At 68.1% G+C, this 20,791-nt stretch carries 19 protein-coding genes; 2 read left to right on the top strand and 17 right to left on the bottom strand.

The window, feature by feature from the left end:
• Window position 1: 1 nt before the first annotated feature.
• The 17 genes from hflX to surE form a co-directional block, all read right to left on the bottom strand.
• The gene (gene hflX / locus AC07PF_RS17415; RefSeq protein ID WP_007848872.1) at window positions 2–1,180 is read right to left on the bottom strand and encodes a GTPase HflX; all 1,179 of its coding nucleotides are present in this window, start codon (window positions 1,178–1,180) and stop codon (window positions 2–4) included.
• 63 nt (window positions 1,181–1,243) lie between these two features.
• Window positions 1,244–1,498: an RNA chaperone Hfq gene (gene hfq / locus AC07PF_RS17410; protein ID WP_007848873.1), complete on the bottom strand. Its 255-nt coding sequence runs from the start codon at window positions 1,496–1,498 to the stop codon at window positions 1,244–1,246.
• Window positions 1,499–1,778: 280 nt separating this feature from the next.
• The gene (der, locus tag AC07PF_RS17405; protein ID WP_494612694.1) at window positions 1,779–3,122 is read right to left on the bottom strand and encodes a ribosome biogenesis GTPase Der; all 1,344 of its coding nucleotides are present in this window, start codon (window positions 3,120–3,122) and stop codon (window positions 1,779–1,781) included.
• Window positions 3,123–3,135: 13 nt separating this feature from the next.
• Window positions 3,136–4,299: an outer membrane protein assembly factor BamB gene (bamB, locus tag AC07PF_RS17400; RefSeq protein WP_494612693.1), complete on the bottom strand. Its 1,164-nt coding sequence runs from the start codon at window positions 4,297–4,299 to the stop codon at window positions 3,136–3,138.
• On the bottom strand, window positions 4,296–4,982 hold the full coding sequence (locus AC07PF_RS17395; protein ID WP_007848888.1) for a YfgM family protein: 687 nt from the start codon (window positions 4,980–4,982) through the stop codon (window positions 4,296–4,298). The genes bamB and AC07PF_RS17395 overlap by 4 nt, the downstream gene beginning before the upstream one ends.
• 15 nt (window positions 4,983–4,997) lie before the next feature.
• Complete coding sequence (gene hisS / locus AC07PF_RS17390; RefSeq protein WP_035202043.1) at window positions 4,998–6,266, bottom strand: histidine--tRNA ligase; 1,269 nt, start codon at window positions 6,264–6,266, stop codon at window positions 4,998–5,000.
• A gap of 173 nt (window positions 6,267–6,439) precedes the next feature.
• Window positions 6,440–7,756, bottom strand: coding sequence for a flavodoxin-dependent (E)-4-hydroxy-3-methylbut-2-enyl-diphosphate synthase (ispG, locus tag AC07PF_RS17385; protein ID WP_007848894.1), 1,317 nt, complete (start codon window positions 7,754–7,756; stop codon window positions 6,440–6,442).
• Complete coding sequence (locus tag AC07PF_RS17380; RefSeq protein ID WP_494612692.1) at window positions 7,757–8,719, bottom strand: helix-turn-helix domain-containing protein; 963 nt, start codon at window positions 8,717–8,719, stop codon at window positions 7,757–7,759.
• On the bottom strand, window positions 8,712–9,551 hold the full coding sequence (pilW, locus tag AC07PF_RS17375) for a type IV pilus biogenesis/stability protein PilW (RefSeq protein WP_007848910.1): 840 nt from the start codon (window positions 9,549–9,551) through the stop codon (window positions 8,712–8,714). Before pilW ends, AC07PF_RS17380 begins: the two co-directional genes overlap by 8 nt.
• A 28-nt stretch (window positions 9,552–9,579) precedes the next feature.
• Window positions 9,580–10,770: a dual-specificity RNA methyltransferase RlmN gene (rlmN, locus tag AC07PF_RS17370; protein WP_494612691.1), complete on the bottom strand. Its 1,191-nt coding sequence runs from the start codon at window positions 10,768–10,770 to the stop codon at window positions 9,580–9,582.
• An 87-nt stretch (window positions 10,771–10,857) separates the two neighbouring features.
• Window positions 10,858–11,283 carry a nucleoside-diphosphate kinase gene (ndk, locus tag AC07PF_RS17365; RefSeq protein ID WP_007848912.1) on the bottom strand — a complete coding sequence of 142 codons (426 nt, stop codon included), beginning with the start codon at window positions 11,281–11,283 and terminating at the stop codon, window positions 10,858–10,860.
• A gap of 98 nt (window positions 11,284–11,381) precedes the next feature.
• On the bottom strand, window positions 11,382–13,121 hold the full coding sequence (locus AC07PF_RS17360; protein ID WP_494612690.1) for a pseudouridine synthase: 1,740 nt from the start codon (window positions 13,119–13,121) through the stop codon (window positions 11,382–11,384).
• Window positions 13,118–14,161, bottom strand: a complete 1,044-nt coding sequence (gene scpB / locus AC07PF_RS17355) for an SMC-Scp complex subunit ScpB (RefSeq protein ID WP_494612689.1) — start codon at window positions 14,159–14,161, stop codon at window positions 13,118–13,120. Before scpB ends, AC07PF_RS17360 begins: the two co-directional genes overlap by 4 nt.
• Window positions 14,162–14,363: 202 nt before the next feature.
• On the bottom strand, window positions 14,364–15,398 hold the full coding sequence (locus tag AC07PF_RS17350) for an RluA family pseudouridine synthase (protein ID WP_494612688.1): 1,035 nt from the start codon (window positions 15,396–15,398) through the stop codon (window positions 14,364–14,366).
• Window positions 15,395–16,297: a peptidoglycan DD-metalloendopeptidase family protein gene (locus AC07PF_RS17345; protein ID WP_035202041.1), complete on the bottom strand. Its 903-nt coding sequence runs from the start codon at window positions 16,295–16,297 to the stop codon at window positions 15,395–15,397. The genes AC07PF_RS17350 and AC07PF_RS17345 overlap by 4 nt, the downstream gene beginning before the upstream one ends.
• A 12-nt stretch (window positions 16,298–16,309) precedes the next feature.
• Complete coding sequence (locus tag AC07PF_RS17340) at window positions 16,310–17,113, bottom strand: protein-L-isoaspartate(D-aspartate) O-methyltransferase (protein WP_108016339.1); 804 nt, start codon at window positions 17,111–17,113, stop codon at window positions 16,310–16,312.
• Window positions 17,113–17,883 carry a 5'/3'-nucleotidase SurE gene (gene surE / locus AC07PF_RS17335; RefSeq protein WP_007860230.1) on the bottom strand — a complete coding sequence of 257 codons (771 nt, stop codon included), beginning with the start codon at window positions 17,881–17,883 and terminating at the stop codon, window positions 17,113–17,115. Before surE ends, AC07PF_RS17340 begins: the two co-directional genes overlap by 1 nt.
• Before the next feature lie 130 nt (window positions 17,884–18,013).
• Between surE and AC07PF_RS17330 the strand changes: the two genes are divergently transcribed.
• Both AC07PF_RS17330 and AC07PF_RS17325 read left to right on the top strand, forming a co-directional pair.
• Window positions 18,014–18,988, top strand: coding sequence for an NADPH:quinone oxidoreductase family protein (locus AC07PF_RS17330; RefSeq protein WP_145699281.1), 975 nt, complete (start codon window positions 18,014–18,016; stop codon window positions 18,986–18,988).
• A 268-nt stretch (window positions 18,989–19,256) separates the two neighbouring features.
• Window positions 19,257–20,786, top strand: a complete 1,530-nt coding sequence (locus AC07PF_RS17325; protein WP_494610258.1) for a GGDEF domain-containing protein — start codon at window positions 19,257–19,259, stop codon at window positions 20,784–20,786.
• The last annotated feature ends 5 nt before the right edge of the window (window positions 20,787–20,791 follow it).

The raw sequence follows: 20,791 nt of genomic DNA, 5'->3' as shown, positions 1-20,791 counted from the left end.
ATCACCCCTCGTGGGCTGGCAATGGGGCAGCATCAGCTGGGGTCATGTCCTCCCGGGCTTCCAGCACCCGCGCGGACAGCACGCGGCGCAGGTTGTCCAGCCCCTGGCCGGAGCGTGCACTCACGAACAGGCGGGGCACCATCTGCCCTTCCACTTCGTACTGGTCTTCCAGCAACGCAGGCTGCTGCTCGGCATCGAGTGCATCGAGCTTGTTGAACACCAGCAACTGCGGAATGTCGGCGGCGCCGATCTCGTGCAGCACGCGCTGCACCTGGTCCATCTGCTCGGGGAAATGGGGGTTGGAGGCATCGACCACGTGCAGCAGCAAGTCGGCATCGACCGCCTCCTGCAGCGTGGCCTGGAAGGCATCGACCAGGCCGTGCGGCAGGTCGCGGATGAAGCCCACGGTGTCGGACAGCGACACTGAGCGCCCCGCATCGCCCAGGTACAGCTGGCGCGTGGTGGTGTCGAGCGTGGCGAACAACTGGTCGGCCGCATACGCGCGCGCCTTCACGAGCGCATTGAACAGCGTGGACTTGCCGGCGTTGGTGTAGCCCACCAGCGAGATGGTGAAGGTATCGCGCCGGTCGCGCTGGCGGCGCTGCGTGGAACGCTGGCGCTTGACCTTGGACAGGCGCTCGCGCGTGCGCTTGATGGCCTCACCGATCATGCGGCGGTCGAGTTCGATCTGCTTTTCACCCGGACCGCCACGCGCACCGATGCCGCCGGTCTGGCGCTCCAGGTGCGACCAGCGGCGCACCAGGCGTGTGCTCAGGTACTGCAGGCGGGCGAGCTCCACCTGCAGCTTGCCCTCGTGGCTGCGGGCGCGCTGGGCAAAGATTTCAAGGATGAGGAAGGTGCGGTCGGAGACCGGCAACTCCAGGTGGCGCTCCAGGTTGCGCTGCTGTGCAGGGCTCAGCGACTGGTCGAACAGCACCTCCACCGCACCGTGCATCTGGGCCAGGGTGCGGATCTCGTCGGCCTTGCCGCTGCCCACGAACAGGGCCGCATCGGGCGCCTTGCGCTTGCAGGTCAGGCGCGCGACGGGGTTGAGCCCCGCCGTCTGCGCGAGCAGGCCCAGTTCTTCGAGCTCGCCATCGAAATGGGGAAGACCGAAGTCCACCCCCACCAGCAATACCGAGGCACCACCACCCGCGTCAGAAGATGCGGGAGCGCTCAAAGCGGATGGCCTCCGCCCATGACCATCAGACCCAGGATTGAATGCTGAACTGGATGCCGCAACTCAGTTGCCGGCGCCGTCTGCATCAGGGGTTTCGGCCGTCGAGAAATTGACCGCCCGGCCAGGCACGATGGTGGAGATGGCATGCTTGTAGACCATCTGCGTGACGGTATTGCGCAGCAACACCACATACTGGTCGAACGATTCGATTTGCCCTTGCAGCTTGATACCGTTCACCAGGTAGATGGAAACGGGCACATGCTCCCTACGCAGTGCGTTCAGGAAAGGATCTTGCAAAAGTTGGCCTTTATTGCTCACGATATTCTCCGTGTTCAAAAATGTTGTTGTAAACCACCACCTTACCACAGCAAAGTCAGAGTTTTGCCGCCGGTTGGCATGGCCTTTCGCCAACCCGGCCTTTCTTCACGCCGGACCGGGGTGCTTGCCAGGGAAATGCCTCTGGAGATTATGCAGCCACAGAAACAGATGGTTACTCTTGAGTGCCATGCACAGAATCATGTCGCTGCAATAACCATGCTGCAGTGCAGCACTTGCATTACCCATCCCCCGCCGCGAATACGGTCGGGGGACTTCGGAATCAGCCTTCGTCCTTGTCCACAAAGGGGTTGTGGGACGTCTTGACCTCGATGCGCAGCGGGGTACCCACCAGATCGAATTCCTTGCGGAAGCGCCCTTCCAGGAAGCGCTTGTAGGCGTCGGTCACGTGCTCCAGCGAGTTGCCGTGGATCACGATCACCGGTGGGTTCATGCCACCCTGGTGCGCGTAGCGCAGCTTGGGGCGGAACATGCCCGAGCGCTTGGGCGCCTGGAACTGCACCGCCTCCAGCAACAGCCGGGTGAGCACCGGGGTGGACATCTTGCAGGTGGCCGCCTTGTGCGCCTGCACGATGGAGGTCCACAGCGGGCCCAGGCCCTGGCGCTTCTTGGCCGAGATGAAGTGCATGGAGGCGAACTTCAGGAAGGACAGGCGGCTCTCGATGGAACGCTCCAGCAGCGTGCGCTGGTACTCGTCCACGGCGTCCCACTTGTTCACGGCCAGCACCACGGCGCGGCCGCTCTCCAGGATGTAGCCCGCGATGTGCGCGTCCTGATCGGTCACGCCCTGCGTGGCATCGAGCAGCAGCAGCACCACGTTGGCCGATTCGATGGCCTGCAGCGTCTTCACCACCGAGAACTTCTCGATGGCCTCGAACACCTTGCCCTTGCGGCGCAGGCCGGCCGTATCCACCAGCTCGAAGCGCTGGCCGTTGCGCTCGAAGGGCACGGTGATCGCATCGCGCGTGGTGCCCGGCATGTCGAAGGCGACCAGGCGCTCCTCGCCCAGCCAGGTGTTGATCAGCGTGGACTTGCCCACGTTGGGGCGGCCCGCCACGGCGAGCTTGATGACGCTCTTGTCGTCCGAGGCATCGGCCTCGTCGGGGTCGGGCAGGTTCAGCGGCTTGAGCGCAATCTCCACCAGGCTGCGAATGCCCTGGCCGTGTGCGGCAGACACCGGGAATACCTCGCCCAGGCCGAGCTCGTAGAACTCGGCCAGTTGCACGCCCTCGACCATGCCTTCGGCCTTGTTGGCCACCAGCACGCAGGGCTTGGAGAGCCGGCGCAGGTAATTGGCGATGTCATGGTCCTGTGCCGAGACGCCGGCGCGCGCATCGACGACGAAGACGACCACGTCGGCCTCGGCCACGGCCTGCTGCGTCTGCTTGGCCATCTCGCGGTAGATGCCGGTGGAGGCATCGGGCTCGAAGCCCCCCGTGTCGATGACGATGTACTCGTGCTTGCCCTGCTTGCCATTGCCGTAGTGGCGGTCACGCGTGAGCCCGGCGAAGTCCGCCACGATCGCGTCGCGGGACTTCGTCAAGCGGTTGAACAGCGTGGATTTACCGACATTCGGCCGCCCCACGAGGGCGATAACTGGCTTCATTGAATACGATCCATTATTCCGGGCGGAAGCCGAACACTCCGCCGTTGCGGGTGACCACCACCAGGGTGTCGGCCGCCGCCACCGGTGCCGCGGCAATGCCGGAGCCATCGGTGGTCAGGCGGTTGAGGGGGGCCCCGTCGGTGCGCGAGAGAAGATGCACCAGGCCCGTGTCGTCGCCCACCACCACCGAGCGGCCCAGCAGCAGCGGCGAGGTCAGCTTGCGGTGCTTGAGGCGGTCAGAGCCCCACAGGCGCGTACCGTCATTGCGGTTCCAGGCCACCAGAGCGCCATTGCTCTCGGTGCCGAAGATCGCGTCCTTGTCGCCGTCGATGCCCTCGGCGCCCGCGGCACGCTGGGTCCAGGCGACGTTGCCGCGCACCGTGTTCACGCAGCCCACGGCCGACTGGAAGGCCCGGGCGCACACGGATTCGCCGACGCGGCTGCTGCGCCCCACCAGCTCGACCAGGCGCTCCACGTCGTTGGTGCCGCGCGAGGTGGCCAGCGGGGCCTCCCAGCGCACACTGCCGTTGTCGGGGTTCAGGCCCACCAGGCGGCCGGACAGGCCCACCACCAGGGTGTCACCCACGGCCAGCAGCACACCATCCTGGCGCAGCACCAGGGGCTCGCCGGGGCGCTGCTGGGTCCACAGGCGCTTGCCCGTGGCGGCATCGAAGGCCGTCACGGTGCGATCGGCAGCCAGCACGAACACGCGGCCACCGGCCACCAGCGGAGCGGTGAAGACCTGCGAGGCCATGGGCTGGCGCCAGCGCTCACGGCCGGCATCGATGGTGATCAGCGCATTGCTGCGCGCCACCACGGCAGCCAGCTTGCCATCGCTGCCGACACCGGCAGACAGCGGCTCGGCCAGGGCCAGGCGCCAGACATCGCCGCCCGTGCGGGCGTCGATGGCGGCCACCGTGCCATCGGCCGAAGCCAGGGTCACGGTGGTGCCGCTCACGCGCACGTCCAGCGACAGGCCTGCCACCGCGCCCACCTTGCCGGTCCATGCCTGGCGCACGCCGAGCACGGGCACGTTGGCGCCGAGGTCGGCCGGCACGGGCTTGGGCGAGCCGCCCCAGAACGAGCCGCTGGGCATCATCGAGCAGCCGGCCAGCGCGGCCGCCAGGGTCAGCAAGGCCAGGCCACGAACCGGGCGCAATGGATTGCGCGCGCTCATTTGGCGGCCTCCGCCGCCTTGGCGGCAGCCACGGTCTCGGCGGCGGGGTTGGCGCCCAGTGCGTTGAGCTTGACTTCCACCAGGCGGCGGTATTCCACGTCTTCGCTCATGGCCTTGTAGGCCTTGGTGTACTGGGCCAGGGCCTCGGTGCGCTTGTCCTGCAGCATCAGGATGTCGCCCCGGTGGTCGGCGGCGACGCCGTCGAACGCCGCGGGCAGCGAGCCCGACAGCTGGGCCAGCGCTTCGTCGTACTTCTTCTGTTCGGTCAGCACGGCGGCCAGGCGCAGCCTGGCCAGGGCCTTGAAGCCGTCGTCGCCCGCATTCGCCGCCACCCAGGCCAGCACTTCGCGCGCCTCATCGGGCTTGGCCGCCTCGACCAGGCCGCGGGCCACCAGGAAACCGGCCTGGGCCGCCTGCGGCGTTCCGGCATAGCTGGACTTGAGGTCGCCAAAGGCCTGTTCCACACGCGCCTGGTCCTTGGTGCGGTTGGCCACTTCGACCGCGTCGAACAGCGCCGCGGCCTTGGTGGCCTGGCGGCTCTGCCAGTACTGGTAACCGTTCCATGCGGCTAGCGAACCGCACACCACGATCAGCACGCAGCTGATGAGGGTACCCCACTGGTTCCAGAAATGCTTGAGCTGGTCCAGTTGTTCCTGCTCTTCGAGGTCTAAGTGATTTGCCATGGAGGTAGGTAAGAATTAACGGTTGGATTGTAGGGTGGCGGCCCAATCGGCCACATGGGCGAGCGGCTGCTCCACCTGGGCACCCCCTGCGCCATCGCGCAGGGACTTCACGGTGACGGTGCCGCGGGCGAGCTCGTCGTCGCCAAACACCAAAGCATACTGCGCGCCGCTGCCATCGGCCTTCTTGAACTGGGACTTCATGCTGCCCATGCCTTCGCTGGCCGTGGCCGCACCATGCATCTGCACCTGCACGCCCGCCGCCCGCAATTGCTCCAGCACGCGGATGGCGGTCGGCAAGGCGGCGCGACCGGGGATCACGGCATAGGCGTCCGGCACCAGGGCCGGCACCTCGGCGCCCTGCTCCTTGACCAGCTCGAGCACGCGCTCCACGCCCAGGGCCCAGCCCACGGCAGGCGCCGGCTTGCCGCCGATCTGCTCGATCAGGTAGTCGTAGCGGCCACCGCCGCAGATGGTGCCCTGCGAGCCCAGCTGTTCGGTGATGAACTCGAACACCGTGAGGTTGTAGTAGTCCATGCCGCGCACCAGGCGCGGGTTGACCGTCCAGGCCACGCCGTTGGCGTCCAGAATGGCCTTGACCGCATCGAAGTGCGCCAGCGACTCGGCGCCCAGAAAGTCGATAAGACGGGGCGCCGCATTCACCAGCGCCTGCATCGCCGGGTTCTTGGTGTCCAGGATGCGCAGCGGGTTGGCGTGCAGGCGGCGGCGCGCCTCTTCGTCGAGCTGGTCAGCGTTCTGCTCGAAGTAGGCGATCAGCGCCGCGCGGTGCGCCTTGCGCTCCTCGGGCTGGCCCAGGCTGTTGAGCTCCAGACGCACGTTGGTCAGGCCGATGTCCTTCCACAGCGCATTCGCCAGCAGGATCAGCTCGGCGTCCACCTCGGGGCCGCCAAAGCCCAGGGCCTCGGCACCGATCTGGTGGAACTGGCGGTAGCGGCCGCGCTGGGGACGCTCGTGGCGGAACATCGGGCCCATGTAATACAGGCGCTTGCCGCCCTCGTACAGCATGGAGTGTTCGACCACGGCGCGCACCACGCCGGCCGTGGCCTCGGGGCGCAGGGTCAGGCGCTCTCCGTTCAGGCGGTCTTCGAAGGAGTACATCTCCTTCTCGACGATGTCGGTCACCTCGCCCAGACCACGCACGAACAGCGGCGTGGGCTCGACGATGGGCGTGCGCATGTTGCGGTAGGCATAGCGTGCCATCAATTGGCGCACCTTGTCCTCCAGCCACTCCCAGCGGGCGGAGTCGGGCGGCAGGATGTCGTTCATGCCCTTGACCGCCACCAGCTTCTCGGGCTTGGCGGCGGCAGCGGATACGTCTTTACTCACAGCAATGGCTTTCCAGTTGGATAGGGGGCGGGAGACGGCTCCGGGAGGAATGCCGCCTCGCTGGGCCGTCAGGCCCGTCGGGTGCGATTGTCGCAGGGGCGTCGGCCGCCCGGCTAGGCAAGTGCGCCGTCGGGGGCACCCACCGCCGCAGCGGCCACCGGATGGGAGCCGCCAAAGCGCTTTTCGATGTAGTTCTCCACCAGTTGGTGGAACTCGGTGGCGATGTTCTCGCCACGCAGGGTGAGGGCTTTCTCGCCGTCGATGAACACGGGGGCGGCAGGCGCCTCGCCGGTGCCGGGCAGGCTGATGCCGATGTCGGCATGCTTGCTCTCGCCCGGGCCGTTGACGATACAGCCCATGACCGCGACCTTGAGCTTTTCCACGCCCGGGTACTTGACGCGCCAGACGGGCATCTGCGCGCGCAGGTAGTCGTCGATCTGCTTGGCCAGCTCCTGGAAGGTGGTGCTGGTCGTGCGGCCGCAACCGGGGCAGGCCGTCACGCTGGGCACGAACACGCGCAGGCCCAGCGACTGCAGGATCTCGGAGGCCACCACCACTTCCTGGGTGCGGGCCTCGCCCGGCTGCGGGGTCAGGGACACGCGGATGGTGTCGCCAATGCCCTCCTGCAGCAGGATGGACAGCGCCGTGGCCGAGGCCACCGTGCCCTTGGTGCCCATGCCGGCCTCGGTCAGGCCCAGGTGCAGCGCATAGTCGCAGCGCTGCGCCAGGGCCCGGTACACAGAGATCAGGTCCTGCACGCCGCTGACCTTGCACGACAGGATGATCTGATCGCCGTTCAGGCCCATTTCTTCCGCGCGGCGCGCCGATTCGATGGCCGAGGTGATCAGTGCCTCGTACATCACCTGGCGCGCTTCCCAGGGCTGGGCGCGGCGGCTGTTGGTGTCCATCAGCTGGGCCAGCAGCTCCTGGTCCAGGCTGCCCCAGTTGACGCCGATGCGCACGGCCTTGTCCCAGCGGATGGCAGCCTCGATCATCTGGCCGAACTGGCGGTCGCGCTTGTCGCCCTTGCCCACGTTGCCGGGGTTGATGCGGTACTTGGACAGCGCCTGCGCGCAATCCGGATAGTCGGTCAGCAGCCGGTGGCCGTTGAAGTGGAAATCCCCCACCAGCGGCACGGTCTCGCCCATGCGGTCGAGCTGCTCGCGGATGTAGGGCACCGCCTGCGCCGCCTCGGGCGTGTTGACGGTGATGCGCACGAACTCGGAGCCGGCCTGCGCCAGCTCCTTGACCTGGATGGCGGTGCCGATGGCATCCACCGTATCGGTATTGGTCATGGACTGCACGCGCACCGGCGCATCGCCCCCGACCGTGACCACGCGCGAACCCCAGACCACACGGGCCTGGCGGGAACGCCGGGGCGCTGGCTGGGCAATGGCAACCGGGGCCAGATCGGTCAGGGACTTGTCCACTTATTTCACCTCAAAACGCGCAACATTCTCGCGCGAAACGGTGGTCAGCGCGAATGGCTTGCCACGCACAAACACATCGGTCACATCGGCCCGGCCGATCACCACAGACAAGGGGAGGGTTCCGGAGACGGCCACCGACTCACCCACCGCCAGATTCTTCTGCAGGGCAATGGTTCCGCTGGCATCGCGCACCTGCACCCACGAGGCACCACGCGCGCTCAGGGTCAGCACGCTGGAGGCCGAGACGGCCGCAGCCGCTTCGGGTGTCGATGCCGCAGCAGCGGCAGCGGCGGCCGGGGCGGCCGCACTGGCCGCCACCGCAACCGGAGGAGCTGCCGCAGGCGCAGGCAGCGCCGCCGAGACAGGTGCGGGAGACACCGCCACACTGGAGGTGGAGGTGGAAGCAGAGGCCGCAGCCACCGGGGGCTGGGGCTCCTGCGCGGCGACGGGTGGAGACACCGGCGCCTCGTCGCCCGCGCTGCTGCCGAACGGATTGCGATCGGCAGGAACAAACATGATGGCCAAGGCCCCCGCCAGCAAGGCCAGCACCACCACGGTGATGGCCCAGGACTTCTTGCCGCCCGACGATGCCGGCGCGAAGGAGCCATTGCCCGCACTGGAACTGCTGCCCTTGACCGGCGCGTTGATCCCGGCATTGCCCGCCACCAGGCGCGGGCTCTTGCTCTGCGGCAGCAGCGCCAGGATGGGCGCCGCGTCGATCTTCAGGGTACGGCACACGCTCGAGGCCAGGGCGCGCACGAACACCGTGTCGGGCAGCACCGCGAAATTGTCGGCCTCCAGGGCCTCCAGCTTGGCGACCGGTACCTTCAGGGCCACGGCCAGCGCCGCGATGTGCAGGCCGGCCTCCATGCGCGCCTCGCGCAGCAATGTCCCGGCCGTGCGCCCCCCCGTTCCACCAGGTGCCTCTTCATGCACCGCAACCCCTGCCACCGAATCACTCATTGAAAGCCCCACGCTGATAGGCACCCGTCTCACGCGCATCCGGGAAGCGCCTGCGCAATTGATCACCCAGTTGGCGCAGCGCGACCGTGTCGCCCAGGCCGTGCTCGACCTTGATGCCCAGCCACAGCGTTTCGGCGTTGGCGAAATCGCTGTTGTTCAGGCGGCGGATATAGAACTGCGCCCGCGTGAGCTCATTGCGGCGCATCAGAAGATTGGACAGGTGGTAGCCCACCACCGGGTTGGAGGCATCGAGCTCGTAGGCCTTGAGCAGCGACTGCTCAGCCTCGGCCACCTGGCCGGCTTCCACCTGGCACAGGCCGCGCGCCATCAGCGTCTTGCCGCGCGCGGTGTAGGCCGGGTTGGCCAGCGCCGTCACGAAGCTCTGGTCGGCCTCGGCGTACTTGCGCTGCTGGCAGTGCAGCCAGCCCAGGTTGTGCAGCAGGTTGGGGTCGTTGCCGCGCAGGCCGAGTGCGCGGCGAAAGCTCTCTTCGGCCTGGCCGAACTCGTTGAGCCGCAGGTAGATCAGGCCGCGCAGGCTGAAGGCATCGGCATAGGTAGGATCGGCGACCAGGGCCTGCTTGACTTCGTCCAGCGCCACGGTGGTCTGCCCGTTCTCGAAGTAATTGGTCGCCAGCTCCAGGCGGATGCGCGCGCGGCGGCGCGCCTCGGGCTCGTCGGAGGGGGTGAACACAGCACCACCACCCTGGGCGGCCGATGTGCCGCCACTGCTGGTGCTCGTGCAGCCCGAAAACCCTGCCACGCATGCCACCACCCCACAGGCCAGGAGCGCAGAGCGGCCCATGCGCTGCCAGCGTTCAACCAATCCCACCATGTAGAGCCTCCTTCAAGTGTTTGTTGTGTCAGGTCACCGGTTTGAGCGCGATTGTGCGCTGTCTGGCCATGCGTTCCGCGGCTTTTGTGCGATCTTTCACGTCACCGGCCAATTGACCACAGGCGGCATCGATATCGTCACCGCGCGTCTTGCGCACCGTGGTCACGATGCCCGCGTCGCTCAGCAGTTTGCCAAAGGCCTGCACCTGCGCGTGTGAAGAACGCAAAAGGCCCGACGCAGGAAACGGGTTGAACGGGATCAGGTTGAACTTGCAGCGCACGCCCGCGCCGCGTGCGGGCTTCACGAGCTCGATCAGTTGCCGCGCATGCTCGATCTGGTCGTTGACCCCGTCCAGCATGCAGTATTCGAAGGTGATGAAGTCGCGCGGCGCATGTTCCAGGTAGCGGTTGCACGCAGCCAGCAGCTCTTCGATCGGGTACTTGCGGTTCAGGGGAACCAGGTTGTCGCGCAGCGGATCGTTGGGCGCATGCAACGAAACGGCCAGGGCCACGGGGCAGTCCTGGGCCAGCCGGTCGATCATGGGCACCACGCCGGAGGTCGACACCGTCACGCGGCGGCGCGACAGCCCATAGGCATGGTCGTCCAGCATCACGCGCAGGGCCGGCACCAGGGCCGAATAATTCTGCAGGGGCTCGCCCATGCCCATCATCACCACGTTGGAGATGACGCGCTCGTCCTTGCCCAGGCGCTTGCGCAGCGCATGCTCGGCAAACCACAGCTGCGCCACGATTTCACCTGTGGTGAGGTTGCGGCTGAAGCCCTGGTGGCCGGTGGAGCAGAAACGGCATCCCACGGCGCAGCCGGCCTGGGAAGAAATGCACAGCGTGCCGCGATCGTCCTCAGGAATGAAGACCGCCTCGACGGCATTGCCACCGCCCACATCGAACAGCCACTTGACGGTGCCGTCGGCCGAGACATGCTCGGTGATGACCGGCAACGCCTGCACATGCGCACAGCCCCTGAGCTTGTCGCGCAGCGCCTTGGCCAGGTCGCTCATGGCATCGAAATCGTGCGCGCCGCGCTGGTGGATCCAGCGGAACAGCTGGGTCGCGCGAAAGCGCTTCTCACCGAGCTTCTCGCAAAAGGCGGCCAGCCCGTCGAGGTCGAATTCGAGCAGGTTGGTGCCTGTCGCCGGGCTCGCCACTGCCTTGGCGGCAGGCACGGCGACCGCAGCGGTCGTTTCAGTCGTGGTCGTCATAGCGGCATCCCTTCGGGTAACCGCTCGCAGTCGTCCCCATGGTGCGGCCGCCCCACCGGGGTGGGCTCAAGCATGGGGACCACCATCTCAGCGGGTGTAAATGTTCAGGCCGGGGAAGAAGAAAGCGATTTCCACGGCAGCCGTTTCGGCAGCGTCCGAACCGTGCACGGCGTTGGCATCGATGCTGTCGGCGAAGTCAGCGCGGATGGTGCCGGCTTCTGCCTTCTTGGGGTCGGTGGCGCCCATCAGTTCGCGGTTCTTCAGGATGGCGTTTTCGCCTTCCAGGGCCTGGATCATCACGGGGCCGGAGATCATGAAGTCCACCAGGTCCTTGAAGAAGGGGCGTGCCTTGTGCACGCCGTAGAACTGCTCGGCTTCCAGGCGCGACAGGTGCACCATGCGGGCAGCCACGACCTTCAGGCCGGCGGCTTCGAAACGGGCGTAGATCTGGCCGATCACGTTCTTGGCGACTGCGTCAGGCTTGATGATGGAGAGAGTGCGTTCGATTGCCATGGTGATTTTCCTGATTGGATTGATATAAACGGTGCGGATTCTTTTGCCCAGTGGACAAAACCCTCGATTCTAACCTTGCACGGGGAAACCCCTGTGAATCAACGGCCACGGCCGCGGCGGGGACCACCACCGCCGCCGCCACCGGGCGCGCGTTGCGCCTGGCGATGGCGCGACAGGCTGTCGGTGCCGATGTAGCCGACCGAGGTCTTCATCGGATCGGGCTGGGCCGAGCCGCCGCGCGCGCGGTCGGCATTGTTGTTGCCTCCACCGCCATTGCCACCCCGGCCGCCCTGCCCACCACCGCCATCGCGGCGGGGCTTCTGGCCGCGCGGGCCGTTGCCACCACCCGCGCCCGGCGGTTGGTCACGGCGGCTGCCATCGCCGCGCGGGCCGCCGCGGCGCATGTTGTTGCCGCGCTTGTTGCCTGCCGGGGCGCTTTCGCCCGGCGCGGCATCGCCACGGTCTTCGACCGGGTCACGCCCGGCACCGGCGGCCTTCACCAGGGCCCGGATGTCGCTTTCGTCCAGCTCCAGGAAGGCGCCGCGCTTGAGGCCGCGCGGCAGCACCATGGCGCCGTAGCGGATGCGGATGAGCCGGCTGACCGCATGGCCCACCGACTCCAGCATGCGCCGCACCTCGCGGTTGCGGCCTTCGGAAATGGTCACGCGGTACCAGCAGTTGGCACCCTCGCCGCCGCCATCCTCGATGGAGCCGAAGGCGGCCATGCCATCGTCCAGGCGCACTCCCTCGATCAGCTTGGCTTTTTCCTCGTTGCTCAGGGCGCCGAGCACGCGCACGGCGTACTCGCGCTCCAGGCCGAAGCGCGGGTGCATGAGCTTGTTGGCCAGCTCGCCCGAACTGGTGAACAGCAGCAGGCCTTCGGTGTTCAGGTCCAGTCGACCGACGGACTGCCACTTGCCCTGCTGCAGGCGCGGCAGCTTGCGGAACACGGTGGGGCGGTTCTGCGGGTCGTCGTGCGAGACCACCTCGCCCACGGGCTTGTGGTAGGCGATGACACGCGCTGGCGGCGGGTCGATGCGGTAGCGGATGGGCTTGCCGTTGACCTTGACCTGGTCCCCATACTGGATGCGCTGGCCGATGTGGGCCGGCTCGCTGTTGACCGAGATGCGGCCCTCCAGAATGAGCTGCTCCATCTCCAGCCGAGAACCCAGGCCGGCCTGCGCCAGCACCTTGTGCAGCTTGGGCGTTTCCACCTGGGGCAGCAGCACGCGCTTGAGGGGCACCGCCTCGTCGGATTCCTCGTCCGCATCGAACTGGCCGGAGACCACGTCCTCGAACTGGTAGCCCTGCACGCCCTGCTGCGGCCTGGGGCCCTTGGGACCCTTCGGGCCAGGGTGGGCCTGGCCCTTGCCATGCCCCTCCTTGCGGCCGTCCCGGCGCTCCTGGCCATCGCCACGTTCAGCGCGCGGGGCATCGCCATAGATGCGCGCGCCGGGCGCGCGCTCGACCAGCACCGGCGGTGTCGCATCCTCTGCGTCGCCAGCAGCAGCTGGGGCCGCTTGGGCGGCCACGGGCTGCATGTCGACCAGGGGCAGCACCTCCTGCACTACGAGCTGCGGCGCGGGCTCCTGCGCCTGGGGCGCTTCGGCCACCACAGCCACCTCGGCCTCTGCGCGAGGCTGGCGTGGCTTGCGGGGCTTTTTCACCGCAGGCTCGGCCTCTGCAGCCGGCTGCACCGCAGCCTCGGCGGGCGCCATTGCAGTGGCTGCATCGTCGGCCACCACCTTCTTGCGCGGTGCGCGGCGTGGCTTGGCAGGCGGTGTGGAAGCCTCGGCACCGGAGGTGGCGGGGTCGGGGGTCGTCGAATCGTCGTTCATGTCAGCTTTCCCGGGACGCCCTGTGGGGCATCCTCATCATCGTCGCGGGAAGCATCGTCGCCCCGCTCCGTCTTGTTCAAATCGTCCGCACTCAAAGCGGTACCTGCCTGGGCCGCATCGTCGCCGGCCACCAGATGGCTGTCGCCATCGAGCCGCACCGACCCGCCCGACTGCGCAGCCCCGCCCTCCACGGCCCCGCCCGGCACATCGTCCGGCAGCAGGACCTCGGCGGCGTCCAATGCCCACGCAGCAGCGGCTGCCACAAGCCCATCGTCATCGTCGTCATCGTCGTGGTAACCGTTGGCATCGGCGTCCTCCTCCGGCACAGCCCCACCCTCCAGGCCAGCGAGGGTCTGCTGGACAGGCCCGGCCGTGGTGGCGCCGCCATCGGCCAGCTCGCCGATCGGCGGCTCCGGGGCATCGCCCTCGGGCTGCTGCGCAGCTTCCGCTGCGCCCCCCTCCTCCACCGGCTCCTCGATCACACCCTGCGCTGCGGCAGCCATGGCCTCCAGCACGTTGGCGTGGCCCGAGGCGTCCTCCAGCATGGGCAACTGGTCCAGCGAGGCCAGGCCCAGGTCATCGAGGAACTGGCGCGTGGTGGCGAACAGCGAAGGCCGGCCCACCGTCTCGCGGTGGCCGATCACCTCGACCCAGCCGCGGTCCTCGAGCTGCTTGATGATCAGGCTGTTGACCGTCACCCCGCGGATGTCCTCGATGTCCCCGCGCGTCACCGGCTGCCGGTAGGCAATGATGGCCAGCGTCTCCAGCGTGGCGCGCGTGTACTTGGGCGGCTTCTCGGGGTGCAGCCGATCCAGGTACTCGCGCATTTCAGGGCGGCTCTGCAGGCGCCAGCCCGTGGCCACCTGCACCAGCTCCACCCCCCTGTGGGCCCAGTCGCGCTGCAGGTCGAGCAGCAGCAGCTTGAGCGTGTCCGTACCCAGGGCGTCATTGAACAGCACCCGCATCTCGCGCAGCGCCACCGGCTGCTGCGCGCAAATCAGGGCAGTCTCAAGGACCCGTTTGGCATCCACCGTGTTCATGGTTCAGCGATTCCGGGAAAAAAGGCGGCACGTGTCGTGACAGGGGCCGCACCAGCAGCAGGGATTTCATCCATCAAGGGGCGCAAACTGCGCGGCCGCTGGCGCGACGCTGGGGGCCCGGCGGGATTCCGTCTTCGGGTTCGGGGCGCGGTGTGCACGCCCCAGGGCCGGTCAGGCCTGGAAACACAGATACTGCGTTTCGCTATGCGCCATTGTAACGCAGGCCCCAGAAAGACAGGGCAGCGCCCATGTCCGGGGGCAGCGGCGCATGCAGTTCCAGCGGCTGGCCGGTGACCGGATGGGTGAACGCCAGGCGAAAGGCATGCAGCGCCTGGCGCTGCAGGGCCCCCACCGGGGCGCCACCATAGAGCACGTCGGCCACCAGCGGATGGCCGATGGAGGCCATGTGCACGCGGATCTGGTGCGTGCGGCCGGTGTGCAGCGTGCACTCCACCCAGCAGCCCGCGCCCACCCCTTCGAGCAGGCGGAAATCCGTGCGCGCCGGTTTGCCGGCATGGCTGGCCAGGTCCACCACGGCCATGCGCAGGCGGTTGCGCGGGTCGCGGCCGATGGGCTCCTGCACCGTGCGCCGGGCCGGGCCCGCCCAGGGCTTGTGGGCCAGCGCCAGGTACTGGCGGTGCACGCTGCGCGCGGCGATCATGGCCACCAGTGCGTCCATGGTGGAACGCTCGCGCGCCACCACCATCAGGCCGCTGGTGTCCTTGTCCAGCCGGTGCACGATGCCTGCACGCGGCACCATAAGCGCCTTGGCGTCCCGCGCCAGCAGGCCGTTGAGCAGGGTACCGCTCCAGTTGCCGGGGGCCGGATGCACCACCAGCCCGGCGGGCTTGTTGACCACCAGCAGGTGCTCGTCCTCGTAGACCACGTCGATGTCCAACGCCTCGGGCCGAAAGGCCTGGCTTTGCTGCGTGGGGCGCATTTCCAGCGCCAGGGCATCGCCGGCCTTGACCTTGAGCGAGGGTTTGGTGGCCGGCTGCCCGTTGATCCGCACCAGCCCCTGGCCCAGCAGTTGCTGCAGGTAGCTGCGCGAGAACTCGGGCACCAGCTCGGCCAGCGCCTTGTCCAGGCGCGCCGCATGCTGGGCCGTGCCCACCTGCATCTGGCGCACCTCGGCCTCGTCGGCCCCTCCCGCCTCCTCGCCGGCCCACTCCTCGTCAGGGCTGCCAGGCTGGCCGGGTTCGGGGACTTGGGCGGGCGCCACCACCACGGCGCTCAACGCGCCGACAGGTAGCGTGCGGGGTCCACCGGCTTGCCGTTGCGGCGGATCTCGAAGTGCAGCTTCACGCGGTCGGCGTCGGTGCTGCCCATCTCGGCGATCTTCTGGCCCTTGCGCACGGACTGGTCTTCCTTGACCAGCAGCGTCTGGTTGTGCGCGTAGGCCGTGAGGAAGGTGTTGTTGTGCTTGAGGATCACCAGGTTGCCGTAGCCCCGCAGGCCGGCACCGGAATAGACCACGCGGCCATCCGCGGCTGCCAGCACCGCATCGCCGGCCTTGCCGGAGATGTCGTAGCCCTTGTTGCGGGCCTCGTCAAAGCCGGCCAGCAGCGAGCCCGATGCAGGCCAGATGAAGTTCAGGTCGTCCTCGCCGGCGCTCGGTGCCGGCGTGGGCGCCGCCACCACAGCCGGCGGCGGCGTGGTCGGCTTGGCGCCACTGGCGGTGGAGGCGGGCGGCAACGGGGTGGCCGTCGGCGCCGATGGCGTGATGGTCGTGGAGGTCACCGGGCGCGTGACCACGCCGGTATCGGCGGCGATCACGGGCGGCGGGGTCGTGCCCGGCGCGACGACGCGCAACACCTGGCCCACCTCGATCAGATCGGGGTTCGTCAGGTTGTTCCAGCGCGCGATGTCCTTCCAGCCCTGGCCGTTTTCCAGGCCGATGCGGATCAGCGTATCCCCCGGCTTGACGGTGTAGTAACCGGGCTTTCCGGCATTCTCCGCTCCAGGCAGGGGTTTGATGGGCGCGGCCACCCCACCGGGCTGCGGCGACCCGGTCGTGGTCATGGCCCCGGCGTAGGTTCCCCGGTCCTCCACAGGGGCCTTGTTCATTCGGGTTCCACAGCCAGCCAGCAGCAACGCCACGGTAAACCCTGCAACAAGACCACGCGATACCAACATAAGCATTTCCCTTCAGGCAATCCCCGATTTTAGAGGGACAAAATGAACCGGCTCGAGCACGCTTTGTTTCAACCCGTGCGGGGTCTTGTCAATCACGAGCAACATCTGCTGGCCGCCGGCCACCGCCATGGGTGCCACCAGCCTCCCGCCCACCGCCAGCTGGTCGCACCATTCCTGTGGCACGGCATCGCCGCCGGCTGCGGCAATGATGGCCGCGTAGGGCGCGCCCTTGGCGTAACCGACCATGCCGTCGCCCAGCATCAGGTGCACATTGGCCAGGCGAAACGGGCGCAGGTTGTCGCGCGCCTTGTCGTGCAGGCCGCGCAGGCGCTCGATGGTGTACACCTCGCGCGCCAGCAGGCCCAGCACGGCCGCCTGGTAACCGCAGCCGGTACCGATCTCCAGCACCCGGCCCAGGCCGGCCGGCCGGGCGCTCTCGGCCGACAGCAGCAGCTCGCACATGCGCGCCACCACGCTGGGCTTGGAAATCGTCTGCCCCAGGCCGATCGGCAGGCTGGTGTCTTCGTACGCCTGGTTGACCAGGCCACTGTCGACGAAGCGGTGGCGCTCCACCGTCGCCAGCGCCTGCAGCACGGCGGGCGAGGTGATGCCCCCGGCCGCGAGTTTTTGCACCATGCGGTTGCGCACCGCTGCCGAATCGAGCCCCACGCCCACGGCCGTGGCGGCCGGAGCCCGCTGGCCCAGCCCGGCGCCGGCGCCCTTGGGGGCGCCTGCGCCCACACCCGATCCAGCCGGGCGCGGCGCTGGCGTACCGCTGCCCGGGAGCCTGGCGGGAAAGCCCGGACGTCGCTGCATCACATGCCCGCCGCGAGCTTCGAGGCGGTCTGCGCCCAGTAGCCCAGGTTGTCGTGGTCCGTGAGGTCCACCTTGAGGGGGGTGATGGCCACATGCCCCTGCGCCGTGGCATGGAAATCCGTGCCCTCGGCATCGTCCTTGGCCGCGCCCGCATTGCCGATCCAGTACATCGCCTCGCCGCGCGGGCTCTCCTGCACGATCACGCGCTCGGCCGCATGCCGGCGCCCCAGCCGGCACAGCTTGATGGGCTTGAGCGCCGCCAGCGGCATGTTGGGGATGTTCACGTTGAGCAGCCAGGGCACCTCGGTCACCAGGCTCTGCGCCCGCATCTGCTCGACGATCTCGCGCGCCTTGGCGGCGGCCGCCTCGATCTCGCCCCAGCCCTTGTCCACCTGGGAGAACGCAATCGCCGGCACGCCGAAGAGGTAGCCCTCCATGGCCGCCCCCACGGTGCCCGAATAGATGGTGTCGTCGCCCATGTTGGCGCCGTTGTTGATGCCCGAGACCACCAGGTCGGGGCGGTAGCCCAGCAGCCCGGTGAGCGCGATGTGCACGCAGTCGGCCGGCGTGCCGTTCACATAGCGAAAACCATTGGCCGCCTTGTGCACGGACAGGGGCGAATGCAGGGTCAGCGCGTTCGATTTGGCACTGTTGTTGTGCTCGGGCGCGACCACTTCCACCTCCACACCCGCCAGTGTCTTGAGCGCGTCGTGCAGCGCCACAATGCCAGGGGCCTGGAAGCCGTCGTCGTTGGAAATCAGGATCTTCATGGATTGGGATCGGGTTTGCCTGGGATTGTAGGACGCGACCGAAGCGGGCGGGCCCCGGTCGCTCGGGGGACATCACGGGCCGCGACGGCGCGCCTATCATCCGGCGCATCACTGACAGGAGACTTTTCCCATGCACGCTTGGCTCTGCACCAACCCCACCGGCGTCGAGGCCCTGGCCTGGACCGAACTGCCCACGCCCACGCCCAAGGCGGGGGAGGTGCTGATCGAGATCAAGGCCGCCAGCCTGAACTTCCCCGACCTGCTGATCGTGCAGAACAAGTACCAGATGAAGCCGCCGCTGCCCTTCGTGCCCGGCTCGGAGTACGCGGGTGTGGTGCAGGCCGTGGGCGAAGGCGTCACCCACCTGCAGGTGGGCCAGAACGTGGCCTGCCTGTCGGGCACCGGTGGCTTCGGCACCCACACCATCGCACCGGCCGCCCTGTGCATGCCGCTGCCGCCGGGCTTCTCGCACGTGGATGCGGCGGCCTTCATCATGATCTACGCCACCTCCTACCATGCGCTGGTGGACCGGGCGCAGCTCAAGGCCGGCGAGACGGTGCTGGTGCTGGGCGCCGCAGGCGGCGTGGGCACGTCGGCCATCCAGATCGCCAAGGCCATGGGCGCGCGCGTGATCGCAGCCGCCTCCAGCGACGAGAAATGCGCGCTGTGCACCTCCATCGGGGCCGACGCCACCATCAACTACAGCAAGGACAACCTGCGCGAGGCCATCAAGGCCCTGACCGACGGCAAGGGCCCGGACGTGATCTATGACCCCGTGGGCGGCGATTTCGCCGAGCCGGCCTTCCGCTCCATCGCCTGGCGCGGACGCTACCTGGTGGTGGGCTTTGCCTCGGGCCCCATCCCCGCGCTGCCGTTCAACCTGGCACTGCTCAAGGGTGCTTCCATCGTCGGCGTGTTCTGGGGTGACTTCGCCAAGCGCGAGCCCAAGGCCAATGCCGCGATGATGGGCGAGCTGGCGCAGTGGTATGCCAAGGGCAGGATCAAGCCCGTGATCGACCGCACCATGCCCATGGCCGAGCTGCCTGCCGCCTACGCCCACATGGGCTCGCGCGGCGTGATGGGCAAGCTGGTCATGGTCAACTGAAGCGAAATGCCCCCCCTGAGTCGCTTCGCGCCTTCCCCCTCTCTCATATTGCTTCGCAATCTGGGAGGGGGACGCCCCCAGCGCGGCGGGGCGGCCCTTGCGCGGGGGCACTGGCGTTGGTCGTGCCAGTTTCATGCGTCGTGTGTGGCACACAGCGCAATGAACAACTGACACCAAAAACTGACGCCCTGGGCGGCGCTCGCGACGGGAAACATGGCGCTGTGTCAAACTCGCGGTTCATCGCAGCCCCTGTTACTGGTGCCCGCCCATGGCCGACCGTCAACCCTACGAAATCGCACGCGAAACGCTCAAGCAGCTATCGACCCGCCGGCTGGCCCCGACACCCGAGAACTACCTGGCGATCTACGATGAGATCGCTGGTGTGCGCAGTGCCGCGCCGTTTCCCGAGGCCCAGCTGGCCGGCATCCTGCGGCTGATCCCCGCCCAGACCCCGGCGCAAAAGCGCCTGCTCGGCCAGTTCGAGAAGGCCGTCGCCAACAAGGACTGGAGCAGCCTGCAGAGCGTGCTCGTGGGCTACGCCAACCTGGGCCTGAGCCCTGCCGCCGCCTCGCCGGTGGAGCTGCCCACCGCGGCGCCTGCCGCCACGCTGCCCGAGGACCTGGCCGAGCTGCTCGCCCGCCTGATCGACAACACCCTGCCCGCGCTGGGCGAGGACGATGCGCGCGTGCATGAGATGGCCGCCCAGCTCACCACCTTCCTGCGCGAGCCCGCCCCCCTCATCCCCACGCTGATGCTGATGCTGGGCAACTTCACCTACCGGCTGTCGTTCGCCACGGAAGACCAGGCGGCCATCCGCGCCGGGCTGCTGGAACTGCTGCACATGGTGTTCGAGAACATCGCCGTGCTCAGCGCCGACGACCGCTGGCTGCAGGGCCAGGCCGAGGCGCTGATGACCGCCTCCACCCCGCCGCTCACGCTGCGCCGGCTCGACGACGTGCAGCTGCGCCTCAAGGACGTGATCTTCAAGCAGACCGAGGCCAAGGCGCGCTCCATGGAAGCCCAGGAGCAGATGAAGGACCTGCTGGCCACCTTTATCGAGCGCCTGGCGCAGATCACGGCCTCCAGCACCACCTACCAGGGCACCATGGAGCGCTGCGCCGACCTCATCGGCAAGGCCAGCAGCCTGCAGGAGATCGCACCCGTGCTCGAGGAGGTGATGACCGCCACGCGCAGCATGGCGCTCGACACCAAGCTCACCCACACCGAGCTGCTGGACCTGCGCGAACGCACCGAGGTCAAGCGCGCCGAAGTCGCCAAGCTGCAGCAGGAACTCGATCGTGCCAGCGCCCAGGCGCGGCATGACCCGCTGACCGGCAGCCTCAACCGCAAGGGCCTGGACGAGGCCATGGAGCGCGAGATCGCCCGCGCCCGGCGCCTGGGTGCACCGCTGTGCTTTGCGCTGCTGGACATCGACAACTTCAAGCTTATCAACGACCGCCTGGGCCACAGCGTGGGCGATGCCGCCCTGGTGCACCTGGCGCAGGTCACGCGCGAGGTGATGCGCCCGCAGGACCTGCTGGCCCGCTACGGCGGCGAGGAGTTCGTGCTGCTGCTGCCCGACACCACCGTGGACGCCGGCGTGGCCGCCATGACGCGCCTGCAGCGCGAGCTGACCACGCGCTTCTTCCTGCAGGGCAGCGAGAAGATCCTCATCACCTTCAGCGCGGGCGTGGCCCAGCTGCACGACAGCGAGAGCAGCTTCGACGCGATCAAGCGCGCCGATCAGAGCATGTACCTGGCCAAGCGCTCGGGCAAGAACCGCGTGATGGCTGCATGAGCCCC

This window comes from Acidovorax sp. GW821-FHT10A04, assembly GCF_059415825.1.
Note: the sequence above shows the minus strand (reverse complement) of the source record. Positions and strands in the feature narration are given on the sequence as shown.

Excerpts from the sequence above, each read along its gene's own strand:
- der (WP_494612694.1), bottom strand. The coding sequence starts at position 3,122 with ATGAAGCCAGTTATCGCCCTCGTGGGGCGGCCGAATGTCGGTAAATCC.
- bamB (WP_494612693.1), bottom strand. The coding sequence starts at position 4,299 with ATGAGCGCGCGCAATCCATTGCGCCCGGTTCGTGGCCTGGCCTTGCTG.
- AC07PF_RS17395 (WP_007848888.1), bottom strand. The coding sequence starts at position 4,982 with ATGGCAAATCACTTAGACCTCGAAGAGCAGGAACAACTGGACCAGCTC.
- hisS (WP_035202043.1), bottom strand. The coding sequence starts at position 6,266 with ATGAACGACATCCTGCCGCCCGACTCCGCCCGCTGGGAGTGGCTGGAG.
- AC07PF_RS17380 (WP_494612692.1), bottom strand. The coding sequence starts at position 8,719 with ATGAGTGATTCGGTGGCAGGGGTTGCGGTGCATGAAGAGGCACCTGGT.
- pilW (WP_007848910.1), bottom strand. The coding sequence starts at position 9,551 with ATGGTGGGATTGGTTGAACGCTGGCAGCGCATGGGCCGCTCTGCGCTC.
- rlmN (WP_494612691.1), bottom strand. The coding sequence starts at position 10,770 with ATGACGACCACGACTGAAACGACCGCTGCGGTCGCCGTGCCTGCCGCC.
- ndk (WP_007848912.1), bottom strand. The coding sequence starts at position 11,283 with ATGGCAATCGAACGCACTCTCTCCATCATCAAGCCTGACGCAGTCGCC.
- AC07PF_RS17360 (WP_494612690.1), bottom strand. The coding sequence starts at position 13,121 with ATGAACGACGATTCGACGACCCCCGACCCCGCCACCTCCGGTGCCGAG.
- scpB (WP_494612689.1), bottom strand. The coding sequence starts at position 14,161 with ATGAACACGGTGGATGCCAAACGGGTCCTTGAGACTGCCCTGATTTGC.
- AC07PF_RS17345 (WP_035202041.1), bottom strand. The coding sequence starts at position 16,297 with ATGTTGGTATCGCGTGGTCTTGTTGCAGGGTTTACCGTGGCGTTGCTG.
- AC07PF_RS17340 (WP_108016339.1), bottom strand. The coding sequence starts at position 17,113 with ATGCAGCGACGTCCGGGCTTTCCCGCCAGGCTCCCGGGCAGCGGTACG.
- surE (WP_007860230.1), bottom strand. The coding sequence starts at position 17,883 with ATGAAGATCCTGATTTCCAACGACGACGGCTTCCAGGCCCCTGGCATT.
- AC07PF_RS17330 (WP_145699281.1), top strand. The coding sequence starts at position 18,014 with ATGCACGCTTGGCTCTGCACCAACCCCACCGGCGTCGAGGCCCTGGCC.
- AC07PF_RS17325 (WP_494610258.1), top strand. The coding sequence starts at position 19,257 with ATGGCCGACCGTCAACCCTACGAAATCGCACGCGAAACGCTCAAGCAG.